Raw genomic sequence first — 21,643 nt, 5'->3', positions numbered from 1 at the left:
AGATGGAGAGAATTACATCTCGGCGGTGAAGTCCAGGCGATTGCTTTCGCTGTTGAGCTTCCAGCCGGGAGCCGGCACGGCGGCCAGTTCGGAGGCCAGTTCCGGCAGCTGGCAGCTGGCGGTCCACTTGTTGGCGCTGTAGTTGACGCGGCAGCGCTTCACGTAGGCCACGTCGATGCCGCAGGATTCGGACGACACGCGCACCCAGACGTCGCTGAAGTTGGTGCGGGGGATGGTCAGATCGGCCTGGCCGCTCTTGTTGACCTTGATACCGATGGTCAGACCGCGGGGAGCGGAACTGCCGGGGAAGGCATCGACCAGTTTTTCTTTCCACTTGGCACAATCTTCCGCGGCCTGGGCGGTACCGAACAGGGCGAGAAGAGAGGTCAGGATCAGGGCGTTACGCATTGCAAAACTCCATTGAAGAGGCACGCACTTTAGGTTTTTATATGAGTCGCTCGCCATGCGCACACTCTGGATGGGAAGTGTTCAAGCTGTACTCCCGTTGCCAGCGACTTCAAGACGACAAGGGCGTGCCGCGAGGCACGCCCTTGTCGCGAAAGAAAGGAATTACTTCAGGGACAGAACCCAGGTCACCAGGGTCTTGGCGTCTTCCGGCTTCACGCCCATCGCCTTGTTGGCGGGCATCGGGGTGGAGCCCCAGACGCCGGAGCCGCCGTCCAGAACCTTCTTCACCAGCGCGTCGGTGTCCTTGGCGGTGTACTTCTTGGCGACTTCCTTGAAGGCCGGGCCCACCATCTTCTTGTCTACCGAGTGGCACGCCATGCAGCCCTTGGAGCTGGCGAGTTTTTGGTCGGCATGGGCGGCGCCCGTGGCAATGAGACCGGAAGCAGCGATCAGTGCGACGATTACAGATTTCATAGCAACACCTCCTTGTGGATTAAGCACAGAAAACCAAACTATTCTACTTTAGTTTTTCAATTTAAGAATTTCGTTTTAAATCAAACGACTGATGATTCCTTGAAACGAAAATTCGGCGGTACGCAATGAACCAACAACGCCCTGACGGGCCTCGGCGTTGACGGGCTCGCCCCCCTTCGCCCCCCTCCGGGGGGTTCGATACGGCTCGCTGCGCTCGATGTTACGGGGAACGCTGTAGCGGCACCGATAGGTTGCAGCTTCGCCGCGTGCCGCTTTTCCTTGGGACGGCCCGGCGGAAAAGCTTTTTCGCCATCCTCCGGGGCGGCGCGGCCAATCGCCATCCGTTCGGACCTGTCGAAGGGCTCGGTGCGAACGGACTTGATCGGCGTCTCCTTAAGCCGCTTCATCTTCCAGCTCCTGCCAGCCCGGCAAGGAAAACTCCGCCTGCAGCATCCTCAGTTCCGGCTGGTGCAACTGGGCCAGGGCCTGGAGTTCCTGCAGGCCGTTGGCGGTGAGGTGGACTTCCACCTGCCGGCGGTCGCTGCGGCCGACACGGCGTTCCACCAGCCCCAGGGCCTCGCAGCGCGTCACCAGTGAGACGACGCCATGCGGATGGGCCTGCAGGCGTTCCGCCAGCTCCCCCACGGTCGCCCAGTTCTTGCCCGGAATCCCGCCGATCTGGAGCAGCGCCTGGTACTGCAGGGGCGTCAGCCCTTGCTTGCGGCACAACTCCTCACTGCGGCGCAGAAAGCGCCGCAAGCCGTAACGGAAATGAGCCAGGCGTTCGAAATCGGCCTTGGTCAATATTTCGGAGTTTCTTGACATTTGGAAATTTCAAAATAAAAATATATCACATTGTGACATAAACTATAAGTGCTCTCCCCCTGTGAGCACCCCCGACCCCGGCAAGAGTTTTCAAGAGGAGTTCTCGAAATGACCCCACAAAATGTTTTCGGCATGGCCGTATCCGATCATGCCGGATGGGATGACCTGGCAAGGATACCGCCCAGTGCGGCCTGGATGCTGCCCCTCCTGGCCCTGCCCCTCTCGCTGCTGCCTCCCGCCATGCTCTACTACGCCGGCAGCCACCACGGCGACGAATTCGTCGCTGGCTTCGGCGGCAGGAACTGGGGGTTGATCGCCCTGATATTCCTGCTCGCCGAATGGCTGTCCGTGCTCGGCATGGGCGGGGTGATCCGCGCCATCGCGGCCGCCCATCGGGTCCGTTGCAGCTACCGGGACGCCTACATTCTCGCCACCCTGGCGCCGGTGCCGCTGTGGCTGTCGTCGCTGATCCTGTTCATCCCCAGCCCGCTGCTCGCGGTGGGCGTGTCGCTGTGCGCGCTGGGCCTGGCGATGACGATCACCTACCATGGCGTGCGCGCCCTGTGCCGGGAACGGGAGGACGTAACCGCCGCCTCGATGGTGTATGGCGTGACCAGCGTCGGCCTGATCGCCTGGGCCTTGCTCCTGGTCATCGTGTTTCCGCTGTAGCGCCGGACCATCAGGGCCGCCCCAGGAACAGATACAGGGCGTAGTGCCCGCCCTGGGCGATCCCGAGGCCGACGTAGGCCGGTCCCAATGGCGTGTCGGCGGCGGCGAACACGCTCGCGGCGTGACGCATCCCGCCCCAGCGCATCTGGTCGCGATCGGCCCAGGCATTGCCCACCTCCAGTGACGCGCCCAGATAGGCGGCACGGCCGAAGGGCGTGATTTCGGCCTCGCGGCGGCGATAGACGATCTTGCCCAGCGCCAGGTAATTGCCCTCGATCTGATCGTTGCGATAACCCGAGAGACGCTGGAAACCGCCCAGGCGGAAATCGGAATAGCCGATGCGGCTGCGATCGAGGAAACCGCCGAACTCGGCGCCGAACTGCCAGGTGTCGCGGCCCTCGCTGGCGACGGCCAGGCCCTTGAGCTGCCAGCGCGTGTAGCCGTTGGGCCCCGCCTGCAGGCGCCGGGCGCTGAAGAAGTCCCCCGCCAGGCGCCAGCCGCTGCGCGGGAAGGCGGCATTGTCGAGCTGGTCCAGCACCAGGCTGCCGGTGACGCCGCGCTCGCTGAAATCGACGTGGTCCGGGGCCAGACTGCCGATCGACTGGTCGGCGACGAAACGGCCGCCGGCATAGCCCAGGCGCGCTTCGCCGTAGGGGCCGAAAGGCATCCCCAGATCCACCCCGGCGCGGTTGAAGCCCCCCTGCCACTGGGCGACCCGATGATCCCCCTGGAAGACATCCAGGGTACGGCGCTCCACTTCCAGTTTCGGTGCGACGAACACATCGCCGCCCGCACCCAGGGGCTGCAGGAATTCGCTGCGCAGGCCGCGCGTACGGCCGAACTGGAACTGGTTGCGCCACTCGCCGCCCCAGCTGTTGACCCAGGTCCGGCGATGGCCCAGCAGCAGGTCGAAGCTCGCGGCGCCGGCGAAATCGGTGGAGGCGGACAGTCCGAGTCGGAAGAAATGGGGGCCCCAGGTTTTCTCCTCGACGTCGAACACCGCGCCCAGCTTCTCGCCTTCCCGCTCCAGTCGATAATCCACCCGCTCGAAATCGCCGCGCCCCATCAGACGCGCCGCATCCCGCTCCAGCCGGGTCGGTTCGACGGCATCGCCGACGCGGCTGTCGGTCTGGGCAAGCAGCGTTCCGGCATCGCTGTGGCGGGCGCCCTCGATGCGCACGAAGGCCAGCTTGCCTTCCAGGGCGCGGGGCGGATTGCGCCGCGCCAGATGATCGCGCCAGCCTGTCTCGTCCAGGGACAGGGCGGCCAGTTTCCGGCGCACCTCCGGCGTGCTGGCGGCGGCGTAGCCGACGGCGATGCCCTGGTTGGCGGTGGGGAAGTCGAGAAAACTGAGGTTGCCGAGCATCGGCGCGATCAGCACGTCGCGCTCGGAGAGATGCGCCATCTGGTCGCGCACGTTCTGCTCGGTGAGGATGTTGATCATCTGCTGGGTCACGCCCACCAGGCTGGACAAGGCTTCGCGTGGCGCCAGCGGTGTGCCGATGTTCACCGCCACCACCACGTCGGCGCCCATCGCCAGCGCCACGTCCACCGGCAGATTCATCACCAGGCCGCCGTCCCCCAGCAGGCGGCCATCCACTTCGATCGGCGCGAAGGCGCCGGGCACCGACATGCTGGCGCGCAGGGCGCGGGCCAGATCGCCGCGCTCGAACACCACCCGCTCGCCCCGCACCATGTCGGTGGCCACGGCGCGAAAGGGGATCGGCAGCTGGGCGAAGTCCTCGGCGGCCGAGACGCGCGCCGTCATGTCGGCCAGCAGGCGCTCGAAACCGACCCCGCCCACCGCGCCCCGCGGCAGGCGGAATTCGCCGCCGCCGTAGCCCACTTCGAAGGACCAGGGAAAGTCGAAGTCCTCCTCCTTGCGCTGTTGGGAGAGTTCCTGCCGCGGCGGCCGATCGTCGAACAACTGCCCCCAGTCCAGGCCGCCGACCAGTTGTTCCAGCGCTTCGGCGCGATAGCCGGCGCTGTACAGGCCGCCGACGATCGCGCCCATGCTGGTGCCGGCGATGCAGTCGATCGGGATGCGCTGCTCCTCCAGCGCCTTCAGCACGCCGATATGAGCCAGGCCGCGCGCCCCGCCGCCGGAGAGCACCAGGCAGACCTTGGGATGGGCCTTGACGGGATGAACCTCGGGCGCGGGAACGGCCGGCGCAACCGCATCCGCCGCGCCGGCGATGCCGGCGGCAACGGTCCCGCTCAACAACAACAGCGCGAGCAGGGCGCGAACCCCGCTTGGCACGAGGTTCACACGCACCGGCTCAGCGCTTGAGCTGGCCGACGTCGCGCACCGCGCCGGTGTCGGCGCTGGTGGTCATGGCGGCGTAGGCCCGCAGCGCGGCGGACACCGGCCGCTGGCGATCGACCGGCTTCCATGCCGCGTGGCCGCGCGCCTCCATGGCGTCGCGGCGGCGCTGCAATTCCTCCGGGCTCACCGCCAGATGGATGCGGCGGTCGGGAATGTCGATCTCGATGGTGTCGCCTTCCTGCGCCAGGCCGATCGTGCCGCCCTCGGCGGCCTCGGGCGAGGCGTGGCCGATGGACAGGCCCGAGGTGCCGCCGGAGAAGCGGCCGTCGGTGAGCAGCGCGCAGTCCTTGCCCAGGCCCTTGGACTTGAGATAGGAGGTGGGATAGAGCATTTCCTGCATCCCCGGCCCGCCCCTGGGGCCTTCGTAGCGGATCACCACCACGTCGCCGGCGACGATCCGGTCGGTGAGGATGGCATCCACCGCGTCCTCCTGCGATTCGAAGACGCGGGCGCGGCCGGTGAATTTGAGGATCGACTCATCCACGCCCGCGGTCTTGACGATGCAGCCGCGCTCGGCGATGTTGCCGTAGAGCACCGCGATGCCGCCGTCCTGGGAATAGGCGCTGGCGCGGTCGCGGATGCAGCCGTGGCTGCGGTCCAGGTCCAGCTCCGGATAGCGGCGCTCCTGGCTGAACGCCACCTGGGTCGGCACCCCGCCGGGCGCGGCGCGGTAGAAGTCGAACACGCTGTTGTCGTGGGTCTGCATCACGTCCCACTGCTCCAGGGCGCCGCCCAGCGTGGGGGTGTGCACGGTATGGGCGTTGCGGTGGATCAGGCCGGCGCGATCCAGTTCGCCGAGAATCGCCATGATGCCGCCGGCCCGATGCACGTCCTCCATGTGGTACTCCTGGGTGGCCGGCGCCACCTTGGACAGGCACGGCACCCGCCGCGACAGGCGGTCGATGTCGCGCATGGTGAAATCCACGCCGGCTTCTCGCGCCGCCGCCAGCAGGTGCAGCACGGTGTTGGAGGAACCGCCCATGGCGATGTCCAGCGTCATCGCGTTCTCGAACGCCTCGAAGCTGGCGATGGAGCGCGGCAGCACCGAGGCGTCGTCCTGCTCGTACCAGCGCTTGCACAGATCCACCACCAGCCGCCCGGCGCGCAGGAACAACTGCTTGCGGTCGGCGTGGGTGGCCAGCAGCGAACCGTTGCCGGGCAGGGACAGGCCCAGCGCCTCGGTCAGGCAGTTCATCGAGTTGGCGGTGAACATGCCGGAACAGGAGCCGCAGGTGGGGCAGGCCGAGCGCTCCATGTCGTTCACTTCGGCGTCGGTGTTGTGGCTGTCGGCGGCCTCGATCATCGCGTCGATCAGGTCGACCTTGCGGAACTGGCCGTGCCACTGCACCTTGCCGGCCTCCATCGGGCCGCCGGAAACGAAGACGACGGGAATGTTCAGGCGCATCGCGGCGATCAGCATCCCCGGCGTGATCTTGTCGCAGTTCGAGATGCAGACCAGGGCGTCGGCGCAATGGGCGTTGGCCATGTATTCGACGCTGTCCGCGATCAACTCGCGCGACGGCAGCGAATAGAGCATGCCGCCGTGGCCCATGGCGATGCCGTCGTCGATCGCGATGGTGTTGAATTCCTTGGCGATGCCGCCGGCCGCCTCGATCTCGCGGGCCACCAGCTGGCCCATGTCCTTCAGATGCACGTGGCCGGGCACGAACTGGGTGAAGGAGTTGACCACGGCGATGATGGGCTTGCCGAAGTCGCCGTCCTTCATGCCGGTGGCGCGCCACAGGGCGCGGGCGCCGGCCATGTTGCGGCCGTGGGTGGAGGTGCGGGAACGATATGCGGGCATGGGAATCTCCGGAGGGACACTGCGCTGACAAACTGAATTTTATCAGTGACGGCCGCCGCTTCCACGTCCTTTGCTTCCCGGTCGATCTGCTTGACGCCTTGCTGGTAGGCTTGCGCCTCATCGTTTGGAGGAGGGGTACCCGATGAAGACATTGATCGCGATTCTTGCATGCTGGACGGCGCTCGCCGCCGCCCAGCCGGTTTCCCTGGGCGCGGCGGTGCAGACCCTGGAGGCGCAACTGGCCGCCAATCCCATCGCCGCCAGCGCCGGGGAAGCGGCCACCGCGCGCTACGGCACCGGGCTGGTGGCCGGGGCGCTGGCCGCCTACGAACAGTCGCGGCATCTGGACAAGCCCCATATCGGCCGTTCCGACGGCATCGACGGCCGGGCCGGCCTCTACAACCCGGACAACATCTATGCCTCGGCGCTGCTGGCGGAGAACGGCCAGTACCGGATCCGGGGCCGGCGCGGCAGCCATGCGATGCTGACCTTCCAGATCCTCGACAGCTATCCCATCGTCGGCCTGGGACGCAACCTGGCGGTGGTCGATCCCGATGCCCTGGGCATCCGGCCGGGCGAAACGTTCGAAATCCTCCTCGGCGGCCCGCCGCGCCCCGGCCGCTGGTTCCCGCTGCCGGCCGGCGCACGCGCGTTGCTGGTGCGCCAGACGTTCGAGGATTGGACGCGGGAAACGCCGTCCGCCCTGTCCATCGAGCGCATCGATGCCGGCGCCGCGCCGATCGACGCCACCGTGCCCGGCGCCAGCGCCGGCGACTACGTCCTGGCGGCGGCGCGTACCTGGAACGACGGCTACCTGCCGATGATCCGGAAACTGCCGGTCAATCAGTTGCCGCCCCCGCGCGCCAGCGACAGCGGCAGCGGCGGGCTCGGCGGTCAGCAGTCGGTGATGGCCCGCTACCGGATCGAGCCGGGCCAGGCGCTGCTGATCACCGTGAAAAAGAGCGCCGCCCGCTACCAGGGCGTCCAGCTCGGCGATCCCTGGTTCGTCACGCCCAACTACGTCGATCACCAGGTCAGCCTGACCCGGGCGCAAGCCGCTGTGGACCGGGACGGCCGCCTGCGTTTCGTGATCAGCCTCACCGATCCCGGCATCGCCAACTGGCTGGACCCCGCGGGTTTTGCCGAAGGCTACCTGTTCATGCGCTGGCAGGGCCTGCCCCGGCCGCTGGCGGCGGACGAGGCGCCGACGGCACAACTGGTGGATCTCGCCGAACTGGCGGCCCATCTGCCGCCGGAGACCCGCCGCGTCACCCCCGCCCAGCGGGCCGGGCAGATCGCCCAGCGGCGCCGGGCACCGATTCATCAGCCCTAGCGGAAGCCCGGTCAGGCCGCCGTTTTTCTAGGGAACGCTGATCACGTTGATCGAGTTCAGATTGAAGTACTGCTGATCCGCGACGACCTTCAGCACATGCCTGCCGGCGGTCAGCGCGATCTTCGGCGTGGCAATCCACTGGAAGGCGTCCCAGGACCCGGTTTTCGGCACGAGCAGGGAACCGGTGACCTTCACGTCGTCGACCTCGACGTGGAAGGCGACGTTGGTCGCGTAGTTGTTGGACGCCCTCAACTGCACCTGATAGTTGCCGGTGGTCGCCACATTCACCGTGTACTTCAGCCATTCGCCGTTGGTGAAGTTGTTGACCACATAGCCGCCGCCGGTCGAATCGGTGGAGGCGATGATGTCCACGTCATCCTTGCGGTATTGGCCGCCGGCGTTGCCGGTCGTGGTGTCATGGTAGGCCAGGTTCTGCCCGCCCAGATCGTAGTTCTCGGCCTGGAAAGTCGCCGGAACGTTGATGGGCGTCCCGCTGAAGGGCTGCGACTGGGGGGCCGCAGGCGACGTCGGCGGCGGGGTGGTCGGGGTGGTCGGGGTGGTCGAGCCGCCGACCGTGATGCCGCTGGCGCCGATGGCCAGCGTCTGGGCGCCCACCAGCACGGTCCAGGTGCCGCTGGCCTTGGTGGCGCTGGCCTTCACCGAGGTGCAGCCCACGTTCAGCAAAGCGATGAACTCCGCGTTCGGCAGCCTGGTGGTGCTGTAGAACCGCCCATGCCATTGCGCGGCCCGGCTACCGGTGGGATTGGCGGTGAACCGGTTGGTCTGGGTGAAGCGCACCGTCGGCCCGGCGAGCATCGTCACGCACAGGCTCTGCCCGCCATTCTGGAGGGTCGCCGTGGTGTCGGAGGAAGAGGTCATCTGGTTCACCGCGTGGATGTTCCATTCCCACTGGCGGGCCGTCGCCGAGGCCAGGTTGTCATACACCAGCACCAGGTTGGGCCGCAGATACACCAGGGAACGCTGGGCCAGACTGAGCGCCCCGCCATAGGCGGCGGTCGCGTCCCCCATCACCACGTCATAGTCGGCGGTGGTGAGGAAGCTGGTGATCTTGCCGTAGCCCATTTTGTTGTTCTTTTCGTAGTACAGCTGCCCCTGGCCGCCATCGTAGGTGATCGCGTTCTTGGCCTGTGTGGTGTGATACCAGTTGTACCAGTGGGTCGTCTTGTAGTCGTCGTAATAGCCGGTCTCGATCGCCAGCCGCTGCCCGCCCGAATTGATGACGAAGCCGTTCTGATCGGCGTGGCTGTGATTGTAGGCGCCATAGGGCGGCGGACTGGACTTGAAGTACACCGAGGTCCGTGCCGGGTTGGCTAGGTCGCTGTGCATCGCCACCTGGCCGATGGACTGCAGGCCGAGTGAATTCGGCGTGCCGGCGGGGAAGGGCTGGGCTCCCGAAAAATCGGCGGGCGGCGCCATCAGGTACTCGATCCGCGTCGGATCCTCGCCCTTGAGCATGGACATGTGCCAGCGGCCCAGCGGGGTCGGCGCGAAATAGGTATAGCCCTTGCCGTAGCGCGCCTGGTGCTCGGCCTCGTTGAATTCGAAACCGTCGCCGAACACCGAGGTTCCCCCCGCCATGCCCGGCGGCGTGAAATAGGCGAGGTAACGCCCCCAGTTGCGCACCCAGGGCTTCAGCGCGACATTGATGCCGGTCATCACCCGCAGCTCGTAAAACAGCGGCGCCAGCTCACCCATGTCCCAGCTGCCCTGGGTGGCCGAGTTGGCGAAGCCGCCTTCCTCGCCGCCCCAGGGATTGATCGCGTTGAGGGCCAGAGGCATCGTCTTCGGCAGCCAGGTGCTGGAGGCGATGGGAAGGTCGCCCGCCACCATGGCCGAGATCACCGCCACGAAGCTCAAGGTCTGATTTCCGTGGGAGTCGCGCGGAGATTTGGCAATGCGCGCGCGGGAACCGATGATGTCGTTGTACATCTGGCCGTTGCGCGCGCTCAGGGCGGCCAGGATCGTGCTGCGCTGCGCGGCACTCAGTTGCGGATAGAGCCAGTCGTAGCCGAGCGCGAGGGTCCACGTCAGATAGCGCGCCGCCATGTCCACGCCCGAGGCCGTATAGGCGGTGGGCCCGGTGGGGCTCCAGGACGCCAGATTCATCACCCGCCGGATCGCGTCGGAGCAATAGGTGCCCTGACCGGACAGCACGCAGGCCATGATCGACGACACCGCGTACTTGCTGTAGTTGAAGGCGTCGTTGGCGGAACCGCCCGCGCTCGGCACCGACGCACTGGTGCGGCCGCCGACGTCGCGCAACAGACTGGAGATGGCTGACGCACGCTGGGACTTGATGGTCGCCAAGGTCGCCGCGTCGGGCAGGCTGCGTGGATGGGGCTTGGCCTCGAGCGTCTTGATCAGGGTGCCGATGTTCGGCACCAGGAACGCCACGGAATTGCCGTCGACCATGAACTTGCGCGCATTGCTGGCGCTGCCGCCGCTGTAGGAGACCGACCAGGCATAGGTGCCGGCCGGCAGGACCTCGTCCCAGTTGATCCAGTTCTGGACGGCCGGCAGGGTCCGCACGCGGCCGTCGGGATAGGTCAGGGTCACGCTGTAGCCGCCACTCTTGATCACGTCGGGCCAGCGGAAATCCGGCGGCGTCTGCTGCACCGTGTCGCAGTCCCGGGGTCGGATGTCCTGGGCCACGGGATCGCTGGCGGCGGCCTTCGCCATCCAGTCCTCATTGGTGTTGGGCGTGCAGCTCTGCGCCGCGGCGCTCGGCGGCAACGTCAGACCCAGGCACGTCAGGCCCAGCAACGCCACCGAATATAGCGGGTCGAATAGGTGCTTCACGATAGCCTCCAGTTCATCCTTGTTCCATCGTTCAAATCAGGATGCCGCCTCGGACGCAATCAACCTGCACTTTCGATCGCAACCGCCCTGCGCGTCCTGCCACCCTTCCACGCTAGTCAATCGACTCCTTTCGCGACATGGGCCAAACGAACTAGGCTCGCCCCCCTTCGCCCCCCTCCGGGGGGGGCGATATGGCTCGCTGCGCTCGGGTGTTTGGGGGGACTTCGTGGGGGCACCGATGGCGTTGCGGCTTCGCCGCGTGCCGCTTTTCCCCATCGTGGGAAATGGCGGCGCGGCGGGAAAGCTCTGTCAAGGAGGCGCGGGCGCCCCGACCTTGTATGAACAGCGCAGCGTTCCCTAGACCAGGTGTCCGGACTGGTAGTCGGCGATGGCTTGCTCGATCTCCTCGCGGGTGTTCATCACGAAGGGGCCGTGCTGTGCCACGGGTTCGCCCAGGGGGCGGGCGGCGAGCAGCAGGAAGCCGGCGCCGTCCGGGCCCGCCGCGACCTCCAGGCGATCTCCGGCGGACAGGACGCCGACCTGATGCGCCGCCAGGGGACGGAAGTCGTCCGCCGCGCCGACCTGCAGGCTGCCGGCGTAGGGATAGAGAAAGGCGGTGTGCGCCGCCGGCAGTTCATGGACGAAGCGGTTGCCGGCGGGCAGGCGCACGTCGAGGAACTGGGGCGCGGTGGACAGGCCCTGGATCGGCCCGGCCACGACCCGGTCGGGCGCCGTGAAGGTGCCGGCGACGACACGCACCGAACCGCCCCCATCCGCCGTCAGCGACACTTGCGGAATCTCCTCGGGCTGGATGTCGCGGTAGGCGGCCGGCTTCATCTTCTCCCGCGCCGGCAGGTTGATCCAGAACTGGAAACCATGGACGCGGCCGCTTTCCTGCTGCGGCATTTCCGAATGGATGATGCCCCGCCCGGCGGTCATCCACTGGGCACCGCCGCTGCGCAGCAGACCGCGGTGACCGAGATGGTCCTCGTGCTGGAAGGTGCCCTCCAGCAGGTAGGTCACAGTCTCGAAGCCACGATGGGGATGAGGCGGGAAACCGGCGATGTAGTCCTGCGGATCGTCCGAGGCGAACTCGTCCAGCATCAGGAAGGGATCGAGCCGCAGCCCCTGGCTCTGGCCCAGGCTGCGCCGCAGTTTCACCCCGGCGCCGTCCGACACCGGAATCGAGGGAATGATCTTTTGCAGGGTGCGCGTCGTCATGATCTTTCTCCTTGCCGTCGTTTTTTCAATCCGGGAACGCTGGGGAAGCTTGGCAGGAAAACCGGCGGAACCGCTGCTCCCGGCACGCGCCTCGCCCCCTGGAGGGGGACGAGACTTCAGATTCAGCTCAGCACGCCGCCGTCCACCTGGAAGATGGTGCCGGTGGAATAGCTGGAGGCATCGCTAGCGAAGAACAGCACGGCCTTGGCGACCTCCTCGGGCAGGCCGGCGCGCTTCAGGGGGTTGATCTTCATCATGTCGGCGTAGCGCTGGGGGTCGTTGAGCGTGTGGTCGCCCATCACCGTCTTGATCACGCCGCAGGAGATGGCATTCACGCGCACGCCACGGGGGCCGAGTTCCCGGGCGTAGCAGCGGGTCACGGTGTTCAGCGCCGCCTTGGAGACGCAATAGGCGCCGATCTCGGGCTGGGCCATCAGCGCCGAGGTGGTGCTGATGTTGATGATGTTGCCGCCGCCCCGCGCCGCCATTTTCTTGCCGATGGCGCCGCTCAAGAAGAAGGGGCCCTTGAGGTTCACGTCCATCACCTTGTCCCACAGCGCCTCGGTGGTGTCGGCGAAGGATTCCACGTGGGGCGGGCTGATGCCGGCGTTGTTGACCAGGATGTCCACGTCCAGGCCGCGCTCGTCCAGGGTGGCGACGAGCTTCTGGATGTCCTCCATCCTGCCCATGTGCGAGGCGATGGCGTGGACCTTGCCTCCCTTGGCGCGCAGCTCGGCGGCGGCCTGGTCGAGGGTTTCCTGCTTCCTGGCGACGATGATCACCTCCGCGCCCTGCTCGACGAAAAGCTCGGCGATGGCGAGCCCGATGCCGCGCGAGGCGCCGGTGACGAGGGCGACCTTGCCCGCGATGGAAAAAGGATTCCGGGAATGCTGCGACATGAGTTTCTCCTGTTGTTCAGCGTGAAAACGAACTTTTCCACCGCACCGCCCCCCGGAGGATGGCGAAGGGATGGAATACCGCAAAAGCTTTCCCGCCGGGTCGCCCCAAGGGAAAGCGGCACGCGGCGCCAGCCGCATCCTATCGGTGCCGCTACAGCGTTCCCCGTAACTTCGAGCGCAGCGAGCCGTATCGAACCCCCCGGAGGGGGGCGAAGGGGGGCGAGTCTACCTACCTCCCGAAGAATCCCTTGAGCTCCTTCAACAGGGTACCGCCGCCCGGCACCACCGAATCCGCCGCGGCATCGCCCGCCGCGCCGGCGGCGGCTTCCTGCAAGCCCAGCAGCGCCGTGTCGCTGGTCGAGACGCGAACCCGCGCCGTCCAGATCAGCGGCTTCTTCGGCTTGCCTTTTTCCTGCGGCGGATAGGCGAAGCTCCCCGTGGGGCCGACCCCTTCTTCAGCCACCATCGCCATCTGCGCCTTCTCGAAGATGCCCGCGGGGATGGCGCAGGTCGTCTGGCTCGCGGGGAGCATGGGGAACTTGTTGCGCTCCGCCATCCAGATCACGACCTCCTTTTCCGCCGCGCCGACCGCGTTGAGGTTGTAGCCCTTCGCGCGCGCGAGGCCGTCCCATTGCAGGGACACGGGCGACTTGAGGTCGCCGCTCGCCTTCAGATTGAGCGGTTCGAGAAAATCGAGTCCGCCATCGATGGTGTAGCGGATGTCCTCGTTCATGAAGCTCGCCTTCACCACGTGCTCGCCCACCGCCGAGGCCTCGGCCGGAATGCCCTTGAAGTCCGCGTCGCCCGCGGGCCACCAGACGGTGCGCGGCGGCAGCGACCCGGCGCCCGGCGGCATGCCGCCACCACCACCCTTGCGCACCTGCGCCTGACGCACCATCGCCATCACCTCCGGCGACATGCTCTTGCTCATCGTCTTGACATCGATGACCTGCGGCTGTCCCTTCGGCACCGTCTCGCCGCAACCCCAATAGATCAGGATGCGCCCCTCGGGATCGTCGCGCGTGGTTTCGCCGCCGCTGCCGCCCGTGGCGCGGCGCTCGCCCTTCAGCGGCAGCCTGGGGCCGATGCGCATGCCGTCCGGCACCGTATGCTCGGCGCTGTAGCCGTCGGGGATGTCGGTCGGGCTGGCAAGGCGCAGGTCCATGAGCTTGCTGACGCTCGCGCCCTGCTTGCCGAGCATCGAACCGAGCATGCCCATCATGCCGCCCGCCCCCATGCCGGAGTAGGTGCGCAAGTCCATCTCGTATTGCATGGGCGCGGCGCTGGCGGTTGCGCAACCGGCGACCAGCATGGCGACGGCGCATCGACTGGTTTTCGCTTTCATCCTGTAACCTCTTCTGAGCCGGAGTTTTTCAACATAGCACGAACCCTGGCGGTGACATCCTGAATCGGCCGACCGCCCCCTCTTCGCGCCGGTGGCGAGAGCGTACGACTCACGATTCGCGGCACGTTTCGATTTTTCCGGACAGGCTCTAAGATAGCGCCGAAAACAACCACCGCCGCAACCATTTCGGTCACGCGGCGGTCCCGCGACGATAAACCAAAGGAGGAGAAACCGTGAAGTTTTCCTATCACGCCGGCATGTGCAACCCGGCGTTCTACCTGGAACTGGCCAAGGCCGCCGAAGCCGCCGGCTACGATTCCTTCACCCTGCCCGACAGCATTTTCTATCCGCAGCAGGCCGACAGCACCTATCCCTACAACGCCGACGGCTCGCGCGAGTTCCTCGACGGCGTGCCCTTCCTCGAACCCTTCAGCGCCGTGCCCTGGATGGCGGCGGTGACCACCAAGCTGAAATTCGTCACCTCGGTGATGAAGCTGCCGATCCGCCACCCCGTGCTGGTGGCCAAGTCGCTCACCAGCATCGCCGTGATGACCGGCAACCGTTTCCAGTTCGGCGTCGGCCTCAGCCCCTGGCGCGAGGACTTCGAAATCTGCGACCAGCCCTGGGAAGGGCGCGGCAAGCGCATGGACGAGATGATCGCGATCATCCGCGGCTTGAGCGGCGGCGAGTATTTCGGCTACGAGGGCGAGTTCTACCAGTTCCCGCCGGTGAAAATGTGCCCGGCGCCGAGCGAACCGATCCCCATCCTGATCGGCGGCCACGCCGACCCCGCCCTGAAGCGGGCGGCGCAACTGGGCGACGGCTGGATCAGCGCCGGCAGTTCCCTGGAAACGCTGACCGACATGATCGGCAAGCTGAAGACCTGGCGCGCGGAATTCGGCCGCAGTCACCTGCCCTTCCTCATCCAGGCCGGCGGGCTCGACGCCTACAGCACCGACGGCGTGCGGCGCCTGGAGGAACTCGGCGTCACCGAAACGGTGGTCGCCTTCCGCGACAGCTACGCCGGCGGTCCCGACAACCGCACCCTGGCGCAGATGCTCGGCGAACTGAACGGCTACGCCGAGAACGTGATCCACAAGGTCAGGGGTTGACCGTTCCGGGCCGTCCTCGGGAGGGCGGCCCTGGGTTGGCCATGGGGCGCCTCCTGGCTGCTTGAAACCTGCGAGGAGTTCAACGATGAGCAAAATCTACTATCGCGATGGTGAAAAACCCATCCCGCGCTCCATCTGGCTTGCCTGCCTGGGTCGGGAAGCGGTGCGCCCCAAAGGCCGCGAACTGGGCCGCGATCTGCCTCACCAGAGTTTTCTTGCCCGCCTGGCGTGGGCCTGCAAGCAACACGACCGGTGTGTCCTGCAAGGCGCGCACAATGCGCGGCTCGATCCGGCGTGGGTAAGGAAGTGTCATGTTCATGCACTCACGGTATCGTGAATTCCGGAATCAAAAGGCGTCAACCTCGGAAAGTAGGCGAATGATTCAGCATGGGAAACGAGCTTTTCCGCCGGGCCGCCAGCGCGCAACGCCATCGATGCCGCTACGAAGTTCCCCCAAACATCCGAGCTCAGCAAGCCAGAGAGCCCCCCCTCCGGGGGCGAAGGAGGCGAGCCCCAAAATCAGGCCAGCCCTTCGACCCAGGAGATCTGCCGCGACCGCCTGCCCTTCCACATCCAGACCGGCCGGCCCGCGCCGAACCCGCCTCAGGTTCTCTTCATCTGCTGGTGAAGCAGCCAGGCGGTACAGGCGTTGGAAACGTCACCGTGTCCCGATATGCGCTTGTCCAGGCTACCGTCGAAGGCAATGAGGCATTCCTCGCGCAACGCGGGGGTCTCCGTGCCCGGCACGGGCAGTTCGGAAATCAGGATCTCGCCGGCATCGCGTGGGCCGTAGCCGCCGAGTGCGGCAAATCGGTTCGGCGGGTCGCCGGCGGCATCGGGGGCTTTGGCGGCGACATCCAGTTCGCCGGGATCGTTCTTCATCCACATGATGTGGTGATAGAACTCATGAAGGGAGCTGTCCCACCGGCTGAAGGTGGCGGCGACCGACCCGGCGGTGCGCGAGAGGGCGATGCGATAGGCGCCGGGCAGTTTCCTTTCCGGTACCTTTTCGGCAAAGCAAAGATACGAGATGGCCGACTGCAGGAGCAGCAGGCTGTCGACCTTGCGCGGTAGCGGCTGGGCGGTGACGGCGGCAAGAACGACCTTCGCGCCGTAGGAATGGCCGACCAGATGGAGCGGCCCCCGCGACGTCCCGAGGATGTCCCGGACGAGGCGCGAGACGCCGTGTCGGCCGACCGTGCCGGCACGGTTCTTCATCACGAAGACCGAAAACACGCGCAGCGGAAAGAGTGCCTTGACGTACCAGTCCTTGCCCCCCACGGCCTCGCCGTCGGCGGGGGCGTCACGGTCCGCCTGCAGCGTCTGTAGGGTGGCCATCAGGCTTTCCCGGTCGATGCGGGATGCCTCGGCCCCCTCGATGTCGGCCACCTCCCAGCCTTGCAGCAGCGGGCCGAACAGGTCGGCCAATTCGCCGACCTCGCTTTCGGAAAGCCGCGGCAGGTCGACGAGCGCGCGGAAGCGCTGGCGATCGGCTTCGGGCAACTCCTCGGCCAGTTCCTCCTTCAGTTGCGCAAGCCCGTCGGCATCGACATCGGCCATGCCGGCGGCCGGCGTCTCGTCGAAGGGAAACCACATGCTGGGCCAACGCAGGCCGACGAAGATCGGCGATTGCGCCGGCCCGCCGTGGGCGGCGAAATGCTTCTGAAGATTTTCGAGAAAGTTGGCGTAGCGCTCCGTCGCATACTTGTCGTTGTTGTTCCAGCCGTGCGAAAAGATGATGACGGGAGACTCCGGCGTCGTGGCAAGGCGGTCGAGCAGCGCCTGCGGGGTTTCCGGCGATGTGTACTCGCCATGCCTGTCGAAGCGGACGAGCCAGGTTTCAAGGGAGATGCCGGGCAAGGAGACCGGCCCCGCGGCGTTCATGTCCATTGTGTCCTCCTTCATGAGTGAATGCCCATGCAGCATGAAAATGGGCCAAACTGAACCAGCCCTTTTTTGTTTCCTGGTTCCCCAAGATCACCGGGTGCATGTACAACGAGTTCTGGGACAAACTGGGTTTCTGGACCATGATGGGCATCGGCGTCAAGGGCATGCCGCGGCGCGAATCCGGCCCAGCACTTCCGCGGGCAGCGCGATGCCGGACGCGGCGAGATTCTCGACGAGATGCTTCTCGTCCGTCGTGCCGAAGACGGCGGCAGCGACACCGGAATTGCCGAGCACATAGGCAAGCGCCGCCTGGGCGCCGGTCGCGCCGGGAGTCCGCTCCAGAAAACGGAACATGCGCCCGCGGCGGATGCCCTCGCGGAAATTCTTCAGCGCCCGGGCCAAATACCACAGATCCCGGACACCGCGCACCCGGAACACCCGGTTCGAGAACAAGGCGTTGCCCAGCGCGGCGCCGGCGATCACGCCGACGCCCTGCGCCTGGAGCCTCCCGATCAATGGCTCGTGGTCCTGCCGCAGGATGTTGTAATCGAGCATCACCACGTCGAAGCCTCCGCCACGCTCGACATGGTCGAGGACCGGCGCGTCGAAGGTGTTGATGCCGATCGCGCCAATAGTCCCCTGGGATTTGAGATCGGCCAGGGTACCCATCAACTCATCGCTCAGGTCAGCGATCCGCGGGCCATGCAGGAACAGCACTGGCAGGCGCTCCAGCCCGAGACGGCGCAGGCTCTCGTGACAGCTTTGCCGTATCCAGGCCGGGGAGAAATCCTTGACCAACTTGCGCCGGGAGTCGAAGCGGGTACCGGCCTTGCTCGAAATGCACAGCTCATGGCGTCGTCCGCCCATCTCGCGCAGCGCCTTGCCCAGGCGCGGTTCTGCGTTGCCGTCGGAATAACTGTGGCCGGTATCGAAATAGCACACCCCGGCGTCGCTGGCCCGGCGGACGATACGGATCGCACGCGATTCGCTGAAGATTTCCTTGCCCCAGTAGCTCGCGCAGCCCAGGCCGATTTCCGACACCAGAATTCCGGTCGAACCGAGAGGACGTAGTTTCATCGTGTCTGCAAGTATGGAAGTACGGAGATAATTGTCTGCATCGAAATCAAATTATCGCTGGCATCATTCGTCTCGAACGATGCAAGTATATTGAACCATGCCCAATCCCATCAGCGCCCCGTCGAGCCAGTACCCGACCAGCCCGGTGCCCGTCGCCGGCCTGACCTACATCGATGCCCTCGCCGACGGTCTCAAGTGGGGCGGCAGCGTCGGCAGCGGCGTCGCGCTGACCTACAGCTTTCCCTACGTCGCCATCGCCCAGGCCTCCTGGGACAACAAGGACAGCGGTGGCTATTCAGCCCTCGACGAGCCTGCCGGCAGCTACGGCCTGAACGCCGCCCAGCGCCAGGCCGTGACAGGCGCCTTGGCGGCCTGGAGCAACGTGGCGAATATCGGCTTCACCCAGGTCGTCGACGGCCAGACCAATGTCGGCGACCTGCGCTTCACCTGGACCGCCACCTCCCAGGGCAACAGTTCCGCCTGGGCTTACGGCCCCTCCAGCTACTGGGCCTCGGGCGGCGATGTCTGGCTCTCCGCGCCCGCCATCGGGCAGAAGCCGGACAGCCACTGGCAGGCGGGTAATGCCGGCTTCAGCGCCCTGCTGCATGAAATCGGCCACGCCCTGGGGCTCAAGCACCCCTTCGAGGGCAACCCGCGATTGAGCGGCCAGAAGGACAGCGAGCAATACACCGTCATGTCCTATACCGAGCATCCGCACGCCATCTTCCGCAAGGTCACGGCCAATGGCGACGGCAGCTATACCTTCCTCACCTACTACGTCGAGCCGGACACTCCGATGCTCTACGACATCGCCGCCGTTCAATACCTGTACGGCGCCAACACCACTTACCACACCGGCAACGACACCTATACCTTCGACCCTGCCACCCCCTTCTTCCGTACCCTTTGGGACGCCGGCGGCAGCGACACCATCTCCGTGGCCACCTTCAGCAAGAGTTGCGTGATCAACCTCAACCCAGGTGCCTATTCCAGCATCGCTATCGCTTCCGACCCGCTGCCGCCGGGCTACACCGGCGGCACCACGCCCACCTACGACGGCACCGACAACCTGGCCATCGCCTATGGCGTCATCATCGAGAACGCGACCGGCGGCAGTGGCGACGATCGGCTCATCGGCAACAATGCCAACAATCTGCTGCGCGGCAACGGTGGCAACGACACGCTGAACGGCGGCATGGGCAGCGATACCGCGCTCTACTCGGGCAGTCCCGCGACCTGCACCTATACGGTCCTCGCCAGCGGCAGCGTCCGCGTTTCCGGACCGGACGGCAGCGACACCCTGGACGGTATCGAGCGGCTGCGCTTCGACGACGGCACCGACGCACCGCTGATGAATTTCCTACCCATGGTCCACCTCGATGCGCCCGCCTATCAGGCCAAGATCGAAGCCTATTTTCTCGCCATGGCGGGACGCGCCGCCAGCGCGGCCGAATTGAACCAATTCGCCACCCTGCTGGCCGCCCGCAGCGGCAGCGTCTGGGAGGATGCCGGCGGCGCCTACGGTACCACCGGCAGCCTGGTCGGCACCCTCAACGCCAGCAGCGAGTTCGCCGCTCTCCTCCAGGGCAGGAACACCGACCAGATCATCGACCAGATGTTCCAGCGCCTCACCGGCGTGCTGCCGGAGCAGAGCGTCCACGACTACTACGCCGTCAAACTCGGCGCCGGCACCATCAAGGTAAAGGGCCTGGCCAACGCCATGCTCAACGACCTCGCCATCATGCCGCGCCTGGACGGTTCCTTGAGCCAACCCAGCAACTGGCCGGTGAACATGTTCGAGAGCCTGACGCCCGCCGACTACATCGGCTTCGCCACCCAGCTCACCAGCGTCGGCATCCACGTCACCAACCTGGATGTCGCCGGCAACCTGGTCTGAGCGGACCGGCGACCCTGTCTAAGCCACCACCGCGCCATCCAGTTCCGCCAGCGCCGCATCCGACGTAAGAATGCGGAACTGGAATTAGGGTCCCCATTATCTTCAAGCCATAAAAAACCCCTGTAACCGAAGTTACAGGGGTTCAAGACTCGTCCGTCCTCCCCGGGTCAGCACAGTCTGTCCCCTATTATTTGTATTAAGCTCATCTTCCCCGGCTCTCACGAGACGGGGATTTCAAAAGCTTTTACCTCAAGCAATCTGTAGGGCTTTCAGGATAGGCAGCTGCTTCTCTGCAAAGATCTGGGCCTGGGCCGTCAGCTCGGCGAGGTTCTCTTCGGCGGTCTCCAAAGTCTTACCATCTTTCACGAACTTTTGTCCTTGCGCTGAAATGATCTGCCAGACGGCTTGGTAATCCCCCCATTTCTAAGGGCGCCCGGAAGTAGAGTCACGCGGCCATGGCCAACCGCTGCTTTGGTGTGAATCCGCCCAATGCCATGTGTGGGCGATGGTGATTGTAGTGGTCCATCCACTGGGTAGCGAACAACCTGACCTCATCAAGGTCTTCCCAGTAGTACTGCGACAGCCATTCGTAGCGCACGGTGCGATTGAAGCGTTCGACGTAGGCGTTCTGTTGCGGCTTGCCAGGTTGGATGTAATCCAATCGAATCGCGTGTCTACCAGCCCAGGCCTGGATCAGCCCACTGATATTCTCCGGACCGTTATCACACCGAATGACAGCAGGGTGTCCGCGCCATTCGATGATCTGGTCCAGCGCCCGGATGACACGGGCCGACGGCAGGGAGAAGTCGATCTCCATGCCCAGTGCTTCCCGGTTGAAGTCGTCAATGACATTGAACAGACGGAAGTTCCGACCATCCGCCAACTGATCATGCATGAAATCCATCGACCAGACAGCATTGATGGCCGCAGGCACCACGAGCGGTTCCGGCTTTTCCCGCTGCAGACGCTTCTTGGGCTTGATCCGCAGGTTCAGTTCCAACTCCCGGTAAATGCGATAGACCCGTTTGTGATTCCAGCGGTAGCCCTTGACGTTGCGCAGGTACAGATAGCACAGGCCAAACCCCCAGTTGCGTTGATTGCTCGTCAGCCGCACCAGCCAGTCCGCAATCTCGGCGTTCTCGGCGCGATGCTTGGCCTCGTACCGGTAGCACGTCTCGCTGATGCTGAAGATTTCGCAGACCAGTCGAATCGATGCCTGCCTGGCCTGCACGACTTCCTTGGCCATCTCGCGCCGGCGGGATGGCCTCACCACTTTTTTGCCATCGCCTCCTTGAGAATCTCGGCCTTGAGGCGCTCCTCGGCGTACATCTTCTTGAGCCGGGCGTTCTCCTGCTCCAACTCCTTCATGCGCGCGATCATCGACGTATCCATGCCGCCGTACTTCGCCCGCCACTTGTAAAACGTCGCCGAGCTGATTCCCAGGTCCCGGCATATCTCCGGCACCGCCAGCCCAGATTCCGCCCTCTTGAGCGCCTCCATGATCTGGCTGTCCGTGAATTTCGACTTCTTCATGCAGAACTTCCCC

At 65.6% G+C, this 21,643-nt stretch carries 17 protein-coding genes; 5 read left to right on the top strand and 12 right to left on the bottom strand.

Going from position 1 to position 21,643, the window contains the following annotated elements; translation table 11 throughout:
* Window positions 1–12: 12 nt before the first annotated feature.
* The 3 genes from B9N43_RS11905 to B9N43_RS11895 all read right to left on the bottom strand — a co-directional run bounded on the left by B9N43_RS11905 (window position 13) and on the right by B9N43_RS11895 (window position 1,707).
* Window positions 13–408: a hypothetical protein gene (locus tag B9N43_RS11905; protein ID WP_145842407.1), complete on the bottom strand. Its 396-nt coding sequence runs from the start codon at window positions 406–408 to the stop codon at window positions 13–15.
* 162 nt (window positions 409–570) lie between these two features.
* Window positions 571–882 (bottom strand): c-type cytochrome, encoded by a 312-nt coding sequence (locus B9N43_RS11900; protein ID WP_145842406.1) that lies wholly within the window; start codon window positions 880–882, stop codon window positions 571–573.
* Window positions 883–1,275: 393 nt separating this feature from the next.
* Window positions 1,276–1,707: a MarR family winged helix-turn-helix transcriptional regulator gene (locus B9N43_RS11895; RefSeq protein ID WP_145842405.1), complete on the bottom strand. Its 432-nt coding sequence runs from the start codon at window positions 1,705–1,707 to the stop codon at window positions 1,276–1,278.
* Window positions 1,708–1,815: 108 nt separating this feature from the next.
* Between B9N43_RS11895 and B9N43_RS11890 the strand changes: the two genes are divergently transcribed.
* Window positions 1,816–2,376, top strand: coding sequence for a Yip1 family protein (locus B9N43_RS11890; protein WP_145842404.1), 561 nt, complete (start codon window positions 1,816–1,818; stop codon window positions 2,374–2,376).
* A gap of 10 nt (window positions 2,377–2,386) precedes the next feature.
* Here the strand turns inward: B9N43_RS11890 and B9N43_RS11885 are convergent, their stop codons facing one another.
* On the bottom strand, window positions 2,387–4,645 hold the full coding sequence (locus B9N43_RS11885) for a patatin-like phospholipase family protein (protein WP_186453801.1): 2,259 nt from the start codon (window positions 4,643–4,645) through the stop codon (window positions 2,387–2,389).
* A gap of 10 nt (window positions 4,646–4,655) precedes the next feature.
* Window positions 4,656–6,506 carry a dihydroxy-acid dehydratase gene (ilvD, locus tag B9N43_RS11880; RefSeq protein ID WP_145842402.1) on the bottom strand — a complete coding sequence of 617 codons (1,851 nt, stop codon included), beginning with the start codon at window positions 6,504–6,506 and terminating at the stop codon, window positions 4,656–4,658.
* Window positions 6,507–6,648: 142 nt separating this feature from the next.
* On the opposite strand from ilvD, the gene B9N43_RS11875 reads away from it, so the two are divergent.
* Entirely contained in the window at window positions 6,649–7,839 is a 1,191-nt protein-coding gene (locus tag B9N43_RS11875) for a hypothetical protein (RefSeq protein WP_145842401.1), read from the top strand.
* A gap of 27 nt (window positions 7,840–7,866) precedes the next feature.
* On the opposite strand, the gene B9N43_RS11870 is transcribed toward B9N43_RS11875, so the two are convergent.
* The 4 genes from B9N43_RS11870 to B9N43_RS11855 all read right to left on the bottom strand — a co-directional run bounded on the left by B9N43_RS11870 (window position 7,867) and on the right by B9N43_RS11855 (window position 14,124).
* Window positions 7,867–10,659 carry a heparinase II/III family protein gene (locus tag B9N43_RS11870; protein WP_145842400.1) on the bottom strand — a complete coding sequence of 931 codons (2,793 nt, stop codon included), beginning with the start codon at window positions 10,657–10,659 and terminating at the stop codon, window positions 7,867–7,869.
* Between the two features lie 357 nt (window positions 10,660–11,016).
* Window positions 11,017–11,880 carry a pirin family protein gene (locus B9N43_RS11865; protein ID WP_145842399.1) on the bottom strand — a complete coding sequence of 288 codons (864 nt, stop codon included), beginning with the start codon at window positions 11,878–11,880 and terminating at the stop codon, window positions 11,017–11,019.
* 122 nt (window positions 11,881–12,002) lie between these two features.
* Window positions 12,003–12,779, bottom strand: coding sequence for an SDR family NAD(P)-dependent oxidoreductase (locus tag B9N43_RS11860; protein WP_186453800.1), 777 nt, complete (start codon window positions 12,777–12,779; stop codon window positions 12,003–12,005).
* 229 nt (window positions 12,780–13,008) lie between these two features.
* Window positions 13,009–14,124 (bottom strand): hypothetical protein, encoded by a 1,116-nt coding sequence (locus tag B9N43_RS11855; RefSeq protein WP_145842397.1) that lies wholly within the window; start codon window positions 14,122–14,124, stop codon window positions 13,009–13,011.
* 233 nt (window positions 14,125–14,357) lie between these two features.
* Between B9N43_RS11855 and B9N43_RS11850 the strand changes: the two genes are divergently transcribed.
* Together B9N43_RS11850 and B9N43_RS17215 are read left to right on the top strand one after the other, a co-directional pair.
* A complete protein-coding gene (locus tag B9N43_RS11850; protein ID WP_145842396.1) occupies window positions 14,358–15,236 on the top strand; it encodes a TIGR03619 family F420-dependent LLM class oxidoreductase in 879 nt (292 codons plus the stop codon).
* An 85-nt stretch (window positions 15,237–15,321) separates the two neighbouring features.
* Complete coding sequence (locus B9N43_RS17215) at window positions 15,322–15,573, top strand: hypothetical protein (RefSeq protein ID WP_186454060.1); 252 nt, start codon at window positions 15,322–15,324, stop codon at window positions 15,571–15,573.
* A gap of 266 nt (window positions 15,574–15,839) precedes the next feature.
* On the opposite strand, the gene B9N43_RS11840 is transcribed toward B9N43_RS17215, so the two are convergent.
* Both B9N43_RS11840 and B9N43_RS11835 read right to left on the bottom strand, forming a co-directional pair.
* The gene (locus B9N43_RS11840) at window positions 15,840–17,126 is read right to left on the bottom strand and encodes a hypothetical protein (protein WP_145842395.1); all 1,287 of its coding nucleotides are present in this window, start codon (window positions 17,124–17,126) and stop codon (window positions 15,840–15,842) included.
* 153 nt (window positions 17,127–17,279) lie between these two features.
* Window positions 17,280–18,200, bottom strand: a complete 921-nt coding sequence (locus tag B9N43_RS11835; RefSeq protein ID WP_145842394.1) for an aldo/keto reductase — start codon at window positions 18,198–18,200, stop codon at window positions 17,280–17,282.
* Between the two features lie 97 nt (window positions 18,201–18,297).
* Between B9N43_RS11835 and B9N43_RS11830 the strand changes: the two genes are divergently transcribed.
* Window positions 18,298–20,097: a M10 family metallopeptidase gene (locus B9N43_RS11830; RefSeq protein ID WP_145842393.1), complete on the top strand. Its 1,800-nt coding sequence runs from the start codon at window positions 18,298–18,300 to the stop codon at window positions 20,095–20,097.
* A gap of 445 nt (window positions 20,098–20,542) precedes the next feature.
* On the opposite strand, the gene B9N43_RS11820 is transcribed toward B9N43_RS11830, so the two are convergent.
* Window positions 20,543–21,630, bottom strand: a protein-coding gene (locus tag B9N43_RS11820) for an IS3 family transposase (protein WP_145840398.1) whose coding sequence is annotated in 2 segments (ribosomal slippage) — window positions 20,543–21,369 and window positions 21,369–21,630 — 1,089 coding nt in all. Because the reading frame shifts where the segments join, the coding sequence is not laid out codon by codon here.
* Window positions 21,631–21,643 lie beyond the last annotated feature (13 nt).

The sequence above is a fragment of the Denitratisoma sp. DHT3 genome (assembly GCF_007833355.1).
In the GTDB taxonomy this organism is placed as follows: domain Bacteria; phylum Pseudomonadota; class Gammaproteobacteria; order Burkholderiales; family Rhodocyclaceae; genus Denitratisoma.
This window is presented reverse-complemented; position numbering and strand designations above follow the sequence as displayed.